The 16,316-nt window shown below is 39.9% G+C and carries 14 protein-coding genes, 1 pseudogene and 1 riboswitch; of the genes and pseudogenes, 5 read left to right on the top strand and 10 right to left on the bottom strand.

The window, feature by feature from the left end:
• From EEJ45_RS11740 to EEJ45_RS11770, 7 genes and pseudogenes are all read right to left on the bottom strand, one after another.
• Positions 1-166: transposase (locus EEJ45_RS11740; protein ID WP_187695356.1), on the bottom strand; the 166-nt coding region annotated here is incomplete at its 3' end.
• A 156-nt stretch (positions 167-322) separates the two neighbouring features.
• Positions 323-481, bottom strand: a pseudogene (locus EEJ45_RS11745) (ATP-binding cassette domain-containing protein); the annotation flags it as partial.
• Entirely contained in the window at positions 451-1,569 is a 1,119-nt protein-coding gene (locus EEJ45_RS11750) for a DUF4018 domain-containing protein (protein ID WP_342769360.1), read from the bottom strand. The gene EEJ45_RS11750 and the pseudogene EEJ45_RS11745, both read right to left, overlap by 31 nt.
• Positions 1,496-2,641: a DUF58 domain-containing protein gene (locus EEJ45_RS11755; RefSeq protein ID WP_164464269.1), complete on the bottom strand. Its 1,146-nt coding sequence runs from the start codon at positions 2,639-2,641 to the stop codon at positions 1,496-1,498. The genes EEJ45_RS11750 and EEJ45_RS11755 overlap by 74 nt, the downstream gene beginning before the upstream one ends.
• 11 nt (positions 2,642-2,652) lie before the next feature.
• Positions 2,653-3,582: an AAA family ATPase gene (locus EEJ45_RS11760; protein ID WP_124565015.1), complete on the bottom strand. Its 930-nt coding sequence runs from the start codon at positions 3,580-3,582 to the stop codon at positions 2,653-2,655.
• A 219-nt stretch (positions 3,583-3,801) separates the two neighbouring features.
• Entirely contained in the window at positions 3,802-4,059 is a 258-nt protein-coding gene (locus tag EEJ45_RS11765) for a hypothetical protein (protein ID WP_124565016.1), read from the bottom strand.
• Positions 4,060-4,378: 319 nt separating this feature from the next.
• Positions 4,379-4,981 (bottom strand): vWA domain-containing protein, encoded by a 603-nt coding sequence (locus tag EEJ45_RS11770; protein ID WP_124565017.1) that lies wholly within the window; start codon positions 4,979-4,981, stop codon positions 4,379-4,381.
• A 96-nt stretch (positions 4,982-5,077) separates the two neighbouring features.
• Here EEJ45_RS11770 and EEJ45_RS11775 point away from each other — a divergent pair, with 96 nt between their 5' ends.
• On the top strand, positions 5,078-5,557 hold the full coding sequence (locus EEJ45_RS11775) for a hypothetical protein (RefSeq protein ID WP_124565018.1): 480 nt from the start codon (positions 5,078-5,080) through the stop codon (positions 5,555-5,557).
• Positions 5,558-5,708: 151 nt separating this feature from the next.
• Here the strand turns inward: EEJ45_RS11775 and abc-f (EEJ45_RS11780) are convergent, their stop codons facing one another.
• A complete protein-coding gene (gene abc-f, locus EEJ45_RS11780; protein ID WP_124565019.1) occupies positions 5,709-7,328 on the bottom strand; it encodes a ribosomal protection-like ABC-F family protein in 1,620 nt (539 codons plus the stop codon).
• A 352-nt stretch (positions 7,329-7,680) separates the two neighbouring features.
• Between abc-f (EEJ45_RS11780) and EEJ45_RS11785 the strand changes: the two genes are divergently transcribed.
• Complete coding sequence (locus tag EEJ45_RS11785) at positions 7,681-8,232, top strand: NAD(P)H-dependent oxidoreductase (protein WP_124565020.1); 552 nt, start codon at positions 7,681-7,683, stop codon at positions 8,230-8,232.
• 30 nt (positions 8,233-8,262) lie between these two features.
• Here EEJ45_RS11785 and EEJ45_RS11790 read toward each other — a convergent pair whose 3' ends face one another.
• Positions 8,263-8,940, bottom strand: a complete 678-nt coding sequence (locus EEJ45_RS11790; RefSeq protein ID WP_124565021.1) for an FHA domain-containing protein — start codon at positions 8,938-8,940, stop codon at positions 8,263-8,265.
• 254 nt (positions 8,941-9,194) lie between these two features.
• Here EEJ45_RS11790 and EEJ45_RS11795 point away from each other — a divergent pair, with 254 nt between their 5' ends.
• The 3 genes from EEJ45_RS11795 to EEJ45_RS11805 all read left to right on the top strand — a co-directional run bounded on the left by EEJ45_RS11795 (position 9,195) and on the right by EEJ45_RS11805 (position 13,697).
• A complete protein-coding gene (locus tag EEJ45_RS11795; RefSeq protein WP_124565022.1) occupies positions 9,195-10,187 on the top strand; it encodes a glycerophosphodiester phosphodiesterase family protein in 993 nt (330 codons plus the stop codon).
• Positions 10,188-10,249: 62 nt separating this feature from the next.
• A riboswitch (purine riboswitch) is annotated at positions 10,250-10,351 on the top strand.
• 96 nt (positions 10,352-10,447) lie between these two features.
• Complete coding sequence (ade, locus tag EEJ45_RS11800) at positions 10,448-12,259, top strand: adenine deaminase (protein ID WP_124565023.1); 1,812 nt, start codon at positions 10,448-10,450, stop codon at positions 12,257-12,259.
• A gap of 181 nt (positions 12,260-12,440) precedes the next feature.
• The gene (locus tag EEJ45_RS11805) at positions 12,441-13,697 is read left to right on the top strand and encodes an S-adenosylmethionine decarboxylase related protein (protein ID WP_124565024.1); all 1,257 of its coding nucleotides are present in this window, start codon (positions 12,441-12,443) and stop codon (positions 13,695-13,697) included.
• Positions 13,698-13,835: 138 nt separating this feature from the next.
• Here EEJ45_RS11805 and abc-f (EEJ45_RS11810) read toward each other — a convergent pair whose 3' ends face one another.
• Positions 13,836-15,752 (bottom strand): ribosomal protection-like ABC-F family protein, encoded by a 1,917-nt coding sequence (gene abc-f / locus EEJ45_RS11810; protein WP_124565025.1) that lies wholly within the window; start codon positions 15,750-15,752, stop codon positions 13,836-13,838.
• Positions 15,753-16,316 lie beyond the last annotated feature (564 nt).

A 16,316-nucleotide genomic window follows, 5' to 3' on the forward strand; every position in this document is an offset into this window, starting at 1 on the left:
GATTCCATTCGACTAAGGAAATATTGTAATTTTCACCTAATCGTACAAACATATCTTTCGCGTAGTCAGATATGGCATCGTCAATCACTTTTCTGCGATATTTTACGACCAGAACGAGACGATAATACAACAAGAACACTGAATGATTATTATTGTCTAATTCCATTGATATAACAGCCTTTCTTTTATATAAGACTGATTATATCATAGTACAAAAAAAGAGACAACTTTAGGCTACGCCTAACCGAAATTCATCTCCCACTTTCACTGGTGCTGGCGCACCTTCACGTTTAGAAGTAGGAGACTTCTTTCGGAGGGAAGTTAAAATTGGCGGGTTTTTCAAAAACATGCGTGCAATTGCCAAGCGCTGTTTTTGACCGCCAGAGAGCTTTAATCCCCTCTCACCGATTTGCGTGTCATAGCCGTTTGGCAGTGAAGCAATCAAGTCCGTCAAATGCGCTTTTCGCGCTGCCGCTTCAATATTTGCTTTATTTCTTGTTGTAGTGGCTTTACTAGCGTCACGTCGTGCTTATCATGATAACGAGCTGTGTTATAGGCTATAAGCAGCAGGTGTTTATTTCCTATAAGTTCTTCTTTTTCTAAGCGCGTTAGCCAGCTTTCTAAGGTTTCGCCGCGCTTGCGCCCGAACGGTTCTCGAAGTTCTTTTTCAAGCGTAAAGATTTGTTTCCGAATAGGCGATGCAGGTGCTTTGATAGGAACACGCTTATTAGGCATATGTACAAAGGAGTCAGCGGCCATTGCCGTTTCTAGCTGCACGCTATGCCATTGCTTTTTTCTCATCAGGCGAATACAGATATAACTAATTACTGATAACATCACTACCACTGCTAAAATATAAATCCAGTCGGTGACAGAAGTGTTTGTCTGCGTAACACCTTCTGCCCATTTTGGCGTTCCTGCTTTCATCTTTTCAGCAGCTTCTTCTACCTCACTGCCCGCGTTTAATTGTAACCACTCAAACAAAGGCTTTAATATCTCCCCCGCCCCATATGCCAGTAAACCCATAATATGTGCAAGTACAAACCGAATATAGGGAAGGAGCAAGAGTAAGCCGAAAGAGATTACAGAAACTCCCACTATAATGAGCAGTCGAGCCATACTTTGCTTATGATTATGACTCGTCCATACAAGGGTTAAAATCCCTTGTAAAAGGAGTAACAGCCACGACTCTATAGATGCAATCTCCATATGCAAAAAGGTAGCGATTACAGGAATGCCTGCCGTATACAAGAGCATTTCTTTTGGTGTTTTATCCTGTTTTAGAACGAGAACTAAATAAGCACATACAAGCAAAGCTCCGTCTATAATAGGGAAAACATATACAGCCGTTGCGAATTGCATCATACATACAACGACAAATAAACGTTTAAACCTTGCGACTAGTATGTACAAAACACTGCTTAGTGTTAGAAACAGTAATACCTCTGCAATAGGTAGACGTAGCTGTAGACTAAGCAGGATAAGTAAAATAGCATTAGCCGCGTAGCGCAGATAGGTTGGTAACATGCTCCACCACTCCTTTATCGGAAACAATATACATTGGTGCATGAGTAGCAGGTATGTGTTCCTTGTTTACTCCTACAAAAATAAGAGTCGCAGACGGTTCGCGTTTGCTCATATAGTAGTGAACAAAGCGATTTCCTTGAATCAAGACATGCTCTTGCGAAAGGCGAGCTAAGTCTTCTAAAGCCAGTACTACATTTGGAATCCCTTCCTTCATAGAGATATGAACCGGCCCTTTTTCTGTCATCACACTTATGAATAGTTCAAAGGGAATTTTCTTCTCAGCTGCGTATTTGCATATATAAGCTGTATAAGAAATCAACTCTTCCATGTTTGCTTTCCAGCCTACCGCACGGCTTGAAGCTAAGCATAAACAAATGCTCCAAGACAAATTGCGTACAGGCTGATATACTTTTGCCTGTAGTTGTTGCGTTTTTGCAGAGGCCTTCCAGTGAATAGAGCGAAACGACTCTCGTTCATACGGCTTTATGCCTAGCAATTCTGCTTCGTCACGATAATAGGACAACGTTGTCTTATAAGTACCGGATGTTTCTTGATGAAGCTGCTGCAAACCATTTACTGTTTGCAATGCTGGGTACACAAGAATTTCTGTTTTCAGTTTATGTATGGTTGGCAGGTGGATGTGCGTCAGGTGAAATGGATCACTGACGATGCACTCTAAACGTTTTATGTGATAGGCTCCTCGTTTTACTGCTGTAAACGTAAAATCCCATTGCTGACGTGCATGTGCATCTAGCACGAAAGGAAAGGAAATCATGTTTTCGGATACATGATGGGCACTTGTTTCAGATTGTAGTTTGGCATCCGTTCGAAACATGCACGAACCGTTCACAAGCGGCAGCTTAGCACGGTTTTCTATGACAACGCTAATTACACCTGATTCATTTGGAAATAGACGCATGGTTCGCGCACTGTCATGAACAATTATATGATGCTCCATATGTCTAACATAGTGGTGCACAAATGCTGCTAATAAGTAGTACGCAATCAATAAAAAAGACAGCGGCGTGTATCCAAAAAAGAACACACAAACAAACGCAATTGGAATAGTCAGTTTAATAATATGATCCTGAAGCAGCAAAGGAACAATCTCCAAGCGCTGTCCTCTCATCGCCCTTCTATCTCCACAGGAACGTCTACACTTGTTACGATATTGTTTAATGCTTCTTGTTTTGTAACCCGAAGCGTTCCTTCCATTGATAATACTAAGCGATGACTCCATACATAAGGCAACATTGTCTGCATGTCTTGCGGCGTACAATATGTACGACCTTGTAAAAAAGCAAATGCCTGGGCCGCTCGCATCAGCGCCAGGGTTCCGCGCGGACTAATTCCTACTTCGATGTATTCATGCTGACGTGTTGCTTGCGCTAAGCGAATTAAATACTCCTCGACTACGGGGGTCATATGTACGGTCTTTACCTGTTCTTGTAGTGTGCAAATAACAGATGTGTCTATAACTGCTTCTAATGCTTCAAATGGCTGGTGCTGGCGGAAGCGGCGAATGATTTCTAGCTCCTCTTGCGCATTTGGATAGCCGATTGGAACTGTCATTAAAAAGCGATCCAATTGCGCATCGGGAAGCGGAAATGTTCCTTGTGATTCGATTGGATTTTGGGTTGCGATTACAAAAAACGGTCGCGGCAGCGGCGTTGTTCGTCCTTCAATCGTCACTTGACGCTCTTCCATTGCTTCTAATAAACTCGATTGCGTCCGCGGCATCGCACGGTTAATTTCATCAGCAAGCAGGACATTCGCAACAACAGGACCAAGACGCATCGTAAAGTCACCAAGCTTTGGATTAAAATACTCCATACCTGTCACATCGCCAGGCAGAACATCTGGTGTAAACTGAATTCTTGAAAATTGTCCCCCAATACTTTTCGCCAACGTTTTCGCTAACAACGTTTTTCCTGTACCTGGTACGTCTTCAAGTAAAACATGTCCATCAGCAAGCAACGATACGAGCAATAAATCTACCACATGTTCTTTACCAATAAAAACGGAAGAAATATTCCTCTTTAACTCTTGTAGCATATATACCCACCCTCATCAAAATGTAATTTAAAACCAGTTCATATTATTATAATATAAATAACCGCGATTTTTAATTAAATATTCAGAAATTAGATAAGTAGAATTTGTGATATTTAGTGAGATTAGGACTTAAGAGGAGCAACTATCTCGTAAAATCATACATACGCGATGAACGTTATTCTACATAGAAAAAGCACAGCTTTTCGCTGTGCCTCTTCCTTACATTCCTTCTGCTGTAGCCTCATTTCTTCTCTTCTTCATAAGCGGTACAAGCGTCAAAATTCCAAGCGCTAGAAGGACCGCGGCTACTTCATAAATATATACGATGGACATATGTGTTTTTAGCCAGCCAGATGCAGACATGCTAATCACCATCGTTCCCATGAAAAGAGGATTGAGTATGCCGTTTACACGTCTTATAAATTTTTGAAACAGTTGTCCAAAGCTAGCTTTTGTACCTTCCATTGTTTCAGACATAACAAAGCCTCCTGTTTTTTCTAGACAGGAGGCTTTCTCAGGGCAAAACGAGATAAAACACGTCTACAGAAATGTTTTATATACATTTTGTTCTCAAAAGGCTGCACTAATCCTATCCAGAAAAGTATTTCGTATTTCCTTTACGACTTTTTCTACATAGAAATTAGTTCATCATCACCCTTTGCTAACCCTTCCGTAAGTTGTTACTTCTATACTATGGCATTTATTATAAAAAAATTAACAAAAAACAGAACAAATATTCCCTTTAGAGAAGAACTGACATTGTACAGTTGCGATCAGTTCTTAAAAAATGGACGGACTACATAAGGTCTTCTTTTTGTTCCATTCTTCGCTTTACAATTTCTTTTTCCATCATTACATACATATCCTGCACACCGCTTTCACATGCTCGGAACTCAAATGCATTTTCCGCATGAATGCCAATACTTTTTGCTTCTTGAGCCGCATCTATATTTGCGCCTAAAAATAAAAACTCCCAGCTGTATATTTCCTGTTGGTGCGTAATCATTTCTTTTATCTTTTTATACGTGAATTCCTGGCTGGCATTTTCCTCTCCATCTGTTGTAATGGCAAAAATCACTTTACCAGGGCGCTGCGCCTCGTTTGTTTGTGATAAGCGGCGACCTACCTCAATAATACTTTTGCCGATTGCATCTAATAATGCTGTACAGCCTCTTACTTGATATTCTTTTTCCGTTAGTGTTAGCCCCTTGGCATCCACACCGTCCCATACCACTTCATATTCATCGTCAAAAAGCACAACAGTAACTTTTGTTTCACCTTCCATTTGATTTTGCTTACGAATAAGCGCATTAAAACCGCCAATCGTGTCACTTTCTAGCCCCGACATAGAACCACTCCGGTCTAGCAAAAACACAATTTCTGTTAAATTCCTGTTCATCTCTATTATCCTCCTCAGCTAGCAATCATGATATGATAATAGCAACTACTACATATCTTATGGTCGCTTCTAAAGCGACATTTGTAAGGAGGAGCTATGCTGGATCCTAAGACACTTCTAGAACTGCAACTCTATATTGATCTTCACCTACAAACATCAAGCTTGCTTTGCAGTACAGAACCCCTTTATTCTCTGGAGCTTATGGAGCTAGATTTGGAGAGCTTTGTTAAAACACGCCGCAAGCCAACCTTTGCACAGCTGTTGTTTGCACATATTGATAAACGGGAGCTGCGAGATGCACAGGTGTATAAAAAGGCCGGTCTCGACCGCAAGCTCTTTTCCAAAATAAGATCTAATCCAAATTATCGCCCGCGTAAGCATACCGCTATTGCACTAGCACTAGCGCTTGAACTGAATCGGAATGAAGTTGATACATTACTGGAGGCGGCCGGACATGCTTTATCAAAAAGCGAGACTGCGGATTTAATTCTATTATTCTGCTTAGAACGCGGGATTTACAGTATCGATGATGTGAATGCGGCACTTCATCGGTTTGGGTGTAAGACACTAAATTAAGGATTCTCGCCAAATTATATTAAAAAGTTGCCAGATTATCTGTACAAGTCGCCAAATAAACTCTCAAACCCGCCAGTTTTTTCATAAAACTGGCTAAATTCCTTTTTTGGCGATACAAAATAGGCGCTCCCGGGCTAGGAGCGCCTGTTTCTTATGCTTTTAATCTCTTTAACACTGCTTGATAACGTGCTTCTAATTCTTCTTTATTATCTTTTTTGGTTGGCATGGACAGTCTGCCGATAATTTCATTCAGCTCACGCTCTAGTATAAGCTTAGTTTCTTCATCAGGTTGGTGTGTTGCTTCCTTGCTCGCTAGATATGCATTGTAGTTTCCTTCTACAAATGCTACTGTACCACCTTTTTCAATCGCCAGCGTATGCGTGGAGACTCTATTCATCAAGCTGCGGTCGTGTGTCGCAAACAAGATTGTACCTGGGTAGTTTCGCAGAACTTCTTCTAAGTTTTCCCGTGTTTGTATATCTAAATAGTTCGTCGGTTCATCGAGAAGCAATACATTATAATCGCCAAGCAGCACCTTCGTTAGTGCGACTTTGCCCCGTTCTCCTCCGCTTAAGACCGATACTGTCTTATATACGTCTTCTCGTTTGAACAAAAGCCTTGCTAATATCGTTCGGGCAAAGGTTTCCGTATACTTCGTATCTTCCATAATATTTTCTAAAATACTCTTATCAGGATTTAAAATCTCAAGCATTTGGTGAAAGTAACCCATCTTCACACTACCAGATACCGAAATGCCTGCTTCCCCATTTACAATCATATTGAGTAGTGTTGATTTTCCTGTACCATTTCCTCCAACGAGCGCGACCTTCGCTCCCGGCGGAATAATACCTGAAAAAGATTGATATAATATCCGGCCTGGAATAGATTTTGTCACACGGGTAAAGGAAATGGCATACTTACCTGTCATAGGTGTGTGATTTTGGATATCAAACTTCACGTGATCTAGTTCACGCGGCTTTTCTTTCTTTTCTAATTGATTGAGACGTGATTCTAGCGCTTTCACTGTCTTCTCCATTTTTGCTTGTCGACTGCCAGCTGCTACTTTTCCTAATTTTGACTCGCTGTGACTTAATCTCTTAGGCTTAGAGGCACTTCCTTTTGCTCGTTCCTTCTTCGCAGTGATAGCACGCTCCAAATGAGTTCTTTCTCGCTCATAGTTCTCAAACTCCTGCTGCGCCTGCTTAGCAAGAAGCTGTTTTTGTGCCAGATAGGCAGAATAGTTGCCTTTGAACAAGGTTAATACCCCATGCTCTAGCTCTAAAATCTTTGTACAAACTGCATCCAAGAGAGAACGGTCATGAGATATCAGTAATACGCTTCCTGGAAAGCTTTTTAATTGTTTTTCAACCTCTTCAATTCCTGCAAGGTCTAAATGGCTGCTCGGTTCATCTGCTAATAAAACATCTGCATGCTTTTCCAAAGCAGCCGCAATTTTGAGACGCGTTTGCTCGCCGCCGCTCATTTGTGCACTGCCAGTCGGGACACCCCAGCGCTTTTGCATTTCTGGGCTGATGTCTTGCAGAGTTTCATGCAATTGCTGAATAACAGCTAGTGAGCCTCTTCGTTCCACTGTTCCTTTATCCGGCTGTTCTTCTCCAGCCAGCACCCTCATGAGTGTTGATTTCCCGGCTCCGTTCGCACCGACAATTCCAATACGATCGCCCTTTTCTACGGTAATGGTATCAGCAAGCTTGAATAATAAGCGCGTTTCTATATATTTTTCTAATCCTGTCATTTTCATGTTGCACATAAAAAAACCTCCTTCTAATCCTAGAGAGGAGGTCTGCTTTATATTTTAGAATACCACAAATAAGCCTATAGCAAGGCTAATAAAGCTCCGTTAAAGGAAGGGTATTCGAAAAATGGGCAGACTAATCCTATCTCTGGCGTACATGTCATTCGTTATAAAACTGTAACGTATGCGTAGCTGAAATAAAATTAGTTATCCATGTCTCGAGAGCACCTTTTCCTTTCTTGAAATTACTACCATTATAGTATATACGAATGTATGTTAGCAAGATACATTATAAGTGTATAAGTATAACTTCTCTTTTTTACTACAAATTAAATATGATAGCAACTACATACAAGGAGAATGTGTAATGAAAAACATATTAATCATCAACGGGCATGAATATTATGAGTTCGCACCAGGGAAATTGAATAAAACCATTTTTGATGAGATTGTAGCAACATTAAAAGGAACTTATGAGATACAAACAACCGTTGTTCAAAATGGTTATGATATTGAGGAAGAACACAAAAAATTCACTTGGGCAGATGTAGTTATTTATCAAACACCCATTTACTGGTTCAGTGTACCAGGTCTACTCAAGACATACATAGACCGCGTTTATTCGTATGGTGTCTTTTTTGCAGGTTCAGATGTTTATGGAAAAGGCGGTTTAATGCAAGGTAAAAAAGTAATGTTTTCAACAACATGGAATGCACCTGAACATGTATTTGAAAACGTAAACGAGTTTATGGAAGGTAAGTCGTTAGAGGAAAGCTTGTTGTCTTTACATAAAGCACACGAATTCGTAGGGATGGAATCTCTTAAAACCTTTTCTTGTCACGATGTTGTTGCTAATCCAGATATTGATAAGTATATGAGAGACTTACATAAACATTTGCAAGATGTATTCGTTGTATAAAAATAGGACTGCAGCGCGCAGTCCCTATCTTCACATATTTACAGACACAATATATCCTTTTCCTCTAATATTCTCAATCATTAACACACCACTCGTTTTTTTGCGGATGCGGTACATCAATGCATTCAACTCTTCTGGACTTACATCTGAGCTTCCTTCTATATGAATCCGCTCTGACCATACCCATTTCTTTAGTTCTTCCTTAGACACAAATTGGTCTTTCTTTTGCAGTAAAAGTTCTAAGCATTTGTACTCTTTCTCCGAAAAAGAATATGTTTCATTTTGCACAGTAATCTCTTGTTTGATTGCGTTGAATCTTAAATCTTGAGAGCCGTTTTCTTCATGTATTTTAATAGGTGCCAGCTCGAGTGTCTCATCTATGTTTTGCGACATGAAGGAAAGAATAATCTGACCACTTGCCAGTGAAATTCTGTCATTGTGCTTTAGCATAATTCCTTTGTTAGGAAGCAGCTGTGTGTCATTTAAAAAGGTTCCGTGCTTGCTTTCTAAATCTTTGATAAAGTAGCTTCCATTCTTATAATAAATTGCGGCATGTCGTCTTGAAATAAACACATTTTGAAAGGAAATATCAGGCTCCCATCCGCTTCCTCTTCTGCCTAGTATCAGTAACGACTGCTTTAACGAAAACATGTTTCCTTCTGCAAAAGGAACTCCGCGTTCTACCATTAAAAAAGAGGATGTATCCATTTTGCACGCTCCTAACCTGTCATTTCTCACTATATAAGTTCGTATAATTTTCCGGTATATAGATAGCAACGAAGCAAAAGAGTCAGAACACCTCGCAAGATGTCTACTCTTGCGCATAGACCGCAACCATACGTCGTCGTTTTTTCTATCCATACTTATATAATTAAGAAACTTATTATGTATTTATCACTTTTTCGTCATTGTGTCATTTTGAAAAAACGATATGATAAAACAAAAACACTCTTAATCTTACAATGATAACGGAGGTTATAAAAGTGAAACTTAAAAAAGCAGGACTTGTTTTTTCTTTGTTAGTTATCTTTATGCTTATTAATAATAGTTCTATATTCAGTAGAAACCAAAGTGGGGAACCTCTTTTACTTGCACATCGTGGACTTGGACAAACCTTTAGTATGGAGGGCATTACAGGAGACACTTGTACAGCAGAAAGGATATTCCAACCAGAGCACCCTTATCTAGAAAATACCATACCATCAATGGAAGCGGCTTTTCGTGCAGGGGCTGACGTCGTAGAACTTGATATTAGACCAACAAAAGACGGACAATTTGCAGTGTTTCACGATTGGACATTAGATTGCCGGACAAACGCTACAGGCTTGCCGGCAGATTATACAATGGATGAGTTAAAGGAATTAGATATCGGCTACGGTTACACGGCTGACAACGGAAAAACGCATCCGTTTCGCGGAAAAGGCGTGGGACTCATGCCTTCTTTGGACGAAGTGTTGACTAAGTTTCCTAACCGTGAGTTTTTGATTCACATCAAAAGTGATGATCCGGCCGAGGGGATACAATTGGCTCAATATTTATTTGCTTTACCGGAAAAACGCTTAAATACATTGACCGTTTACGGTGGGGATAAGCCTATTGAAGTATTACAGGAGCAGCTACCAGAACTGCGTGTCATGTCAAAAGCGACCTTAAAGCGCTGCCTGTTATCATACGAGGCCATAGGCTGGACTGGGAAGATTCCTTCTTCATGTAAAAACACCCAACTACATATTCCGGAAAAATACACCTCTTATCTATGGGGATGGCCGAATAAGTTTCTACAACGTATGGAGGAAGCAAACACCCGCGTCATTGTTGTGGCGGGAGACGGAAATTGGTCAGAGGGATTTGACACAAAAGCAGATTTACAGCGTTTGCCTGATGGCTATACAGGGGGAATATGGACAAACCGAATTGATAGAATCGGCAGTCGACATGAAAGCAAAAGAGAATAAAAAAGACGTTTGCTATCTTGACACAATTCTCTCAAATAACTAGAATGTTAACTAATCAATTTACGAACAATATAGAATCCACTCGTATAATATTGGAGATATGGTCCAAAAGTTTCTACCAAACCGCCGTAAATGGTTTGACTACGAGGAGGATTGGGTTTCCCTACCCTTTTTCGTAGGTGAAGCACCTCTTTTCTCCTTCTCTATGTCAAACCTTAGGTACCTAAGGTTTTTTATTTTGCATGAAGGAGACGAGAAAAATGACAACAAGAAAAGAGCAATTAAAAAAACACATTATGGCGGCGGGTAAGCAAACACCTGCAGATGTTGTAATTAAAAATGGACGCATTATTGATGTATTTAACCTAGAGATTATGGAAGGCGACGTAGCAATTTCAGATGGTATATTCGTTGGCATTGGAGAATTTGAAGGCAAGCAAATTATCGACGCAAAAGGTCGCTATGTTTGCCCGGCTTTCATTGATGGTCACGTTCATATTGAATCTTCTATGATCAGTCCCGCAGAGTTCGCAAAGGTCGTTCTTCCGCACGGGGTGACCACTGTAATTACAGACCCACATGAAATCGCAAATGTATCTGGCGCCGCAGGAATTCAATACATGCTTGAAAACGCAGAGGACATTCCACTGGATGTACGTGTTATGCTTCCTTCTTGTGTACCTGCGACTCCTTTTGAAAATGCAGGCGCAGAGCTACATGCCGCTGATTTAGAACCGTTCTTCCAGCACAAGCGCGTTCATGGTTTAGCTGAAGTGATGGATTATCCGTCTGTCTTGCACGCAGAGGACAGTATGCTTGATAAAATTACAACTACATTAACACATAGAAACCAAATTGATGGTCATCTGGCCGGACTTGACACAAACGCTATAAATGTCTATAAATCCGTAGGCATTACCACCGATCATGAATGTACAACAGCTTCTGAGACGTTAGATCGAATCAGACGAGGTATGTACGTATTGATTCGTGAAGGCTCTGTCGCCAAGGATTTACATTCTCTTATACAAGCTGTGACGATTCATAATGCACGTCGCTTTCTGTTTTGCACAGATGATAAACATTTGGATGACTTAATCAAAGAAGGTAGTATTGATCACAATGTACGTTTAGCCATTCAATATGGCATCTCTCCGCTGCTTGCGATTCAAATGGCTTCCTTGAATGCGGCAGAGTGCTATAGCTTGCATACAAAAGGAGCCATCGCACCGGGATTTGAAGCGGATTTCCTGTTACTTGATGACCTGGAGTCAGTTACAATTTCAGAGGTGTTTAAGGGCGGAACACTTGTTGGAAAAAACGGTGTGTACGTCGGCGAAGAATTGTCCAAGGATAAACCACTGCCGCAGCTGACAGAAACCGTTCATATTCCCGAACTTACAGAAAAAGACTTGCAAATTCCAATTGGAGAGTCCAAGCAAGCTCATATAATCGGTATCATTCCAAACCAGTTAAGAACACACAAGCTCATTGAAAACGTACAGGTGAATGAGGGATACTTTTGTCCTTCTGTGGAAGATGATCAACTCAAAATAATAGTCATAGAACGACATAAACATACAGGTAACATAGGGAAGGGCATTGTAAAGGGATTTGGCCTAAAAGAAGGAGCAATTGCCACAACGATTGCGCACGATTCTCACAACATTGTTGCGGCAGGCACTAACGACTGCGACATTTTGACTGCAATTAAGGCGCTTAAGAAGTTCAACGGAGGGCTTGTGATTGTAAAAAACGGAGAAATCCTGCAGTCTCTACCATTGCCGATTGCCGGATTAATGTCTGAAAAAGATTTTCATACAGTAAATGCAGAGCTGAGCATGTTGAAAAAAACATTACCTCAGATTGGTTTTACAGGTAACTTTAATCCATTTCTAACACTTTCATTCCTAACACTGCCTGTAATCCCTGCCTTAAAGCTGACAGACACAGGTTTATTTGATGTTGAACAATTTATGCATATTGAAGTTGCAGTTCAAGTACCTCCCCTGCGTCAAAACATCATAGATTCCTATATACACATATATAAGAACAAAAATTCAATGACATAAACGACTGCATATTGCACACAAAAAGGTAGGCTTTACAAAAAAAGCCTGCCTTTTCATATAGATGTATTCACTGAAAATACTTGTATTCCTCTCCTTTATTATCTTATTTAGTAGTATAGTACAAGCAATCTTTACAAAGTATTCATAAACTATCTTAAACACTTGATAAAGGAGAGCTGTAATGAACGCCTCATACGCGATTACTATTCTCGGAAGTGGTGGAGGGGTCGCTAAGTCCGTATTATCTATACTGAATCGATCCATCATAGATAAGCAAGATCCCTTACACCATATCCTTTCACACACTATATTCTATTTAATTGATATAAATCAAAAACCGATAGATTATTATGCTCAATTATTCCCAAACTTGAAAGACAATCTTATCCTTCTAGAATTTGATTTACAAGATAACAATAAGTTTCATAAACATTTAGAAACGACACATACAAAAGTTGTAATAGATGTGTCATGGGCAGATACCATTGAGATGCTTGCATGCTGTAATGCATTAGGAGTTTATTACATCAATACAGCCTTAGAAAATACTATGGTTGATGAAGACAGCAGTTTATACGGTTTTCCACTCACAGAACGCTATCGCCGGTTTGAAAATAGAAAAAAGGACTTTACAAACACGAAAGCAATTATAAGTTCCGGTATGAATCCAGGAGTCGTGCAGTGGATGGCACTTAAATTAATACAAGATAATCCTGAAGAGAAACCCTTAGCCTGCTATATTGTAGAACATGACACATCCTTTTTTGCCGACAAGAAAATGATTAAATCCGAAACCATATATACATCATGGTCGGTAGAATGTTTTCTTGATGAAGCTATTTTAAGTTATCCTATGTTCGTTAAAAATCATCTCCCCCTTTACTTGTATGAAGAAGTATACGAATCAGAGTATAAAGTAAAGCTAGGAAAGAGAGAGTTTTATGGCTGTCTGATGCCTCATGAGGAAGTTCTAACTCTAGGAAAATCATATGATATGGAAATAGGATTCATATACCGTGTAAACGAGCACACTACTGAATTAATTCGAAATAATCTTAGTGATACGGATAAACTCTGGGACTGGAATCAACAGGTGATTGACCCTTCTGAAGGGGAGGTAGAAGGTGACGATCTTGTGGGCGTGCTGCTTGTATATGAAAATCACGAAAGATACATGTATAATTCAATGAAGAGCAGTGAAATTTTTCAGACATACAAAACCAATGCAACTTATTTTCAAGTCGCTTGTGGCATATATGCAGGATTGAGTAGCTTACTTTTGGATGCAATTCCTACTGGTGTGTACTATGTCGACGAACTGATATCTCATACAAAAAGCCAATACGGAAAATATGCAACCTACTATATGAGCGAGTTCGTAATTGGCCAAAATAATCATTCTGATGGTTTTTTACATCAGAGAATGAGAAGGCTATAGCACAATGAGTAGGCAAGAAATTGAGATATTTGTAGGTGTTCGTGGGGGATTCTACACTTTTAGGGAGAGTTCAAATGCTCACACCTTTAAAATGAAGACGGAAATGCATGGTTTGCATTTCCGTCTCTTTAACGATATTTATCCTTCCATACGCAACCAAATCTCCATCTCTTCCTCTAACTCCTGACTCAATGCATCCTTTTGTTCGTATAACTCACTTAGTTTCTCGTATCCTACATCTGGATTTGTCATAGCTACATCTAACGCTTTCATTTTCCCTTCTAGCTCTTCAATTCTTTTCAGCACTTTTGCCTTTGCCATTTCGTCTTTTTTATTATCAGCAACAATACTTGGCTTGGCTGTCTTCACACTCTTTTTTTCTGGTTCTTCAACTTGCTTCGCTTTAACACTTTTATAATAATCGTAATTACCCATATAGTTTGTAAACGCATACTCCTCAATTGCTACGATACGCTCACCAATTTTATTCATAAAATAGCGGTCATGCGAGATAAAGAAGATTGTACCGTCAAAATCCTCAAGCGCTTCTTCTAGGGTTTCAATAGATTGAATATCAAGATGATTTGTCGGTTCATCAAGAATAAGCAGATTCACATCCTGATACAATAACATACCTAGTTTCAAGCGAATTCGCTCGCCGCCCGACAAATACTTCAACTTTTTAAACACGCTCTTTTTATAAAACATAAACTTCGCTAAATACTCGCGCGCTTTTCCCTCTGGCAGCGAGATATTTTCTCTAAAGCATTCTAATACGGTCATTTCTTCATCGTGAAATGTAATGTGCTGCGGTAAATACGCTGCCATCACATTCGCACCTAACTGCACCATGCCGCCATCCGGTGTTTCCTCACCAAACAGCATTTTTAAAAATGTTGTTTTTCCGCTGCCGTTTGCGCCAATAAGGCCCACTCTTTCTCCGTAGCGCACCATGAGATGCGCATTTTTAAAAAGCCGACGCTCGCCATAGCTTTTAGATAAACCCTCTGCCTTAATCGTTTCATTGCCAGAGCGCTGCGCCGCCTTTACATCCAGCCTCATGTTTCGTCTTGCCAAAATCGGTTTATCAATGCGCTCCATTTTGGCCAGCTTCTTTTGGACGCTCGCTGCTCTTTTGAAGAACTTATTATTGTCAGCCCGCATCGCCCAGTCGCGCAGTTCCGTTACCGTCTTTTCCATAGCGTTGATTTTCTTTTGCTGTTCGCGGAAATGCTCATATTGGATACGCATGTTTTCTTCCTTCTGTGCTACAAAAGCAGAGTAGTTGCCCTTATAAGAAATAGACTTCATATCTTCAATCTCTACAATCTTGGTCACGACATGATCAAGAAAATAGCGATCGTGAGACACAATAATGATTATGCCTTTATAGCTTTTTAAGTAGCTCTCAAGCCACTCCACAGCTTCCATATCAAGATGATTTGTTGGCTCATCAAGCAGTAAAATATCTGGGTTGTGAATGAGCAACTTTGCTAGCGCTACTGTTGTTTTTTCGCCTCCGCTCAACAAGTCAAAATCTTTGTTTAAAAACGCTTCGCTAAACTTCAGCCCTGTACACACTTTACCTAGCTTTTCTTCTATTTCATAACCGCCCTTTGCCTCATACTGCTGAACGAGATTGCTGTACTTGTGTAACACCTTCTCTAAAGCCTCCGCTTCAAGTGTTTGCATCTGCGCCTCAAGTGCACGCATCTCCTTTTCAATCGTATAAAGTTCTTCAAAGGCTAAATGTAATACGTCCACTACTTTTAATCCCTTTGCATAAGATGGTGATTGCTCCAAATACGCAATCGTTGCTCCCCTTGGTCTGTGGATAAGACCTTCATCATAACCTGGGCTTGACGTTTGGGGATAACCTGGATAATAATGCATCGGTTCAATCCCGGCAATCAATTTTAAGATGGTACTCTTACCACTGCCGTTTGCACCTACAATTCCAACCTTGTCACCCTCATATACCTCAAAGCTCACATCTTTAATAACCAGTGTGGCGTCCATATACTTTTTAATACCTTGCACTAACAATTCAAACATACAATTCCCTTCTTTCCTCCGTAATAAAAAGTTACACTTTTTATGGACAGGACAAAGAAGAACCTCGTTACTATTTGGTTTTTAACATAAAAAGACCGTAAGAGAAGATAGTCCTCCTACGGTCTAAAATGGTCAATGAATATAATTTATTTGTACATAGTCAAATAAGCACGCATCTATGCACACTGTTCATAAATTATCATTCCGATTTTAGTAAGTAAGTTACCTTCTAATTTGCCGTCATTCCATAAAGAGCATAACAAATAAACCTAACCAAAGTAGGTATTTTGCGACTCGTTACAAAACTCGTATTAATTTTTAAAATTAATACTGGCAATTAGTTGGTTCCATACACTTACTTCCTCCCTTCGGAATTTTCTTTATTATCTCATTTTTCTTTCTTTTTGTAAAGATATTACCTTTCATTTATTAGGTTATTCATATTACATTGCTATATGCAACTGATTACCTCCATTTTTTTAGATAGATACAGTGCTTTGTCAGCTGCCTTTTTTAAAAGATCTACAGTATGTCCGTGCAGGGGATAATATGCCGCGCCACCGC

It is taken from the genome of Ectobacillus antri (genome assembly GCF_003852715.1).
Taxonomy (GTDB): domain Bacteria; phylum Bacillota; class Bacilli; order Bacillales; family Bacillaceae_G; genus Ectobacillus; species Ectobacillus antri.

What these genes read in the sequence shown, in the direction of transcription:
- EEJ45_RS11760 (WP_124565015.1), bottom strand. Translation starts at nt 3,582, where the DNA reads ATGCTACAAGAGTTAAAGAGGAATATTTCTTCCGTTTTTATTGGTAAA.
- EEJ45_RS11775 (WP_124565018.1), top strand. Translation starts at nt 5,078, where the DNA reads ATGCTGGATCCTAAGACACTTCTAGAACTGCAACTCTATATTGATCTT.
- EEJ45_RS11750 (WP_342769360.1), bottom strand. Translation starts at nt 1,569, where the DNA reads ATGCACCAATGTATATTGTTTCCGATAAAGGAGTGGTGGAGCATGTTA.
- EEJ45_RS11805 (WP_124565024.1), top strand. Translation starts at nt 12,441, where the DNA reads ATGAACGCCTCATACGCGATTACTATTCTCGGAAGTGGTGGAGGGGTC.
- EEJ45_RS11765 (WP_124565016.1), bottom strand. Translation starts at nt 4,059, where the DNA reads ATGTCTGAAACAATGGAAGGTACAAAAGCTAGCTTTGGACAACTGTTT.
- abc-f (WP_124565025.1), bottom strand. Translation starts at nt 15,752, where the DNA reads ATGTTTGAATTGTTAGTGCAAGGTATTAAAAAGTATATGGACGCCACA.
- abc-f (WP_124565019.1), bottom strand. Translation starts at nt 7,328, where the DNA reads ATGTGCAACATGAAAATGACAGGATTAGAAAAATATATAGAAACGCGC.
- ade (WP_124565023.1), top strand. Translation starts at nt 10,448, where the DNA reads ATGACAACAAGAAAAGAGCAATTAAAAAAACACATTATGGCGGCGGGT.
- EEJ45_RS11785 (WP_124565020.1), top strand. Translation starts at nt 7,681, where the DNA reads ATGAAAAACATATTAATCATCAACGGGCATGAATATTATGAGTTCGCA.
- EEJ45_RS11770 (WP_124565017.1), bottom strand. Translation starts at nt 4,981, where the DNA reads ATGAACAGGAATTTAACAGAAATTGTGTTTTTGCTAGACCGGAGTGGT.
- EEJ45_RS11795 (WP_124565022.1), top strand. Translation starts at nt 9,195, where the DNA reads ATGATAACGGAGGTTATAAAAGTGAAACTTAAAAAAGCAGGACTTGTT.
- EEJ45_RS11790 (WP_124565021.1), bottom strand. Translation starts at nt 8,940, where the DNA reads ATGGATACATCCTCTTTTTTAATGGTAGAACGCGGAGTTCCTTTTGCA.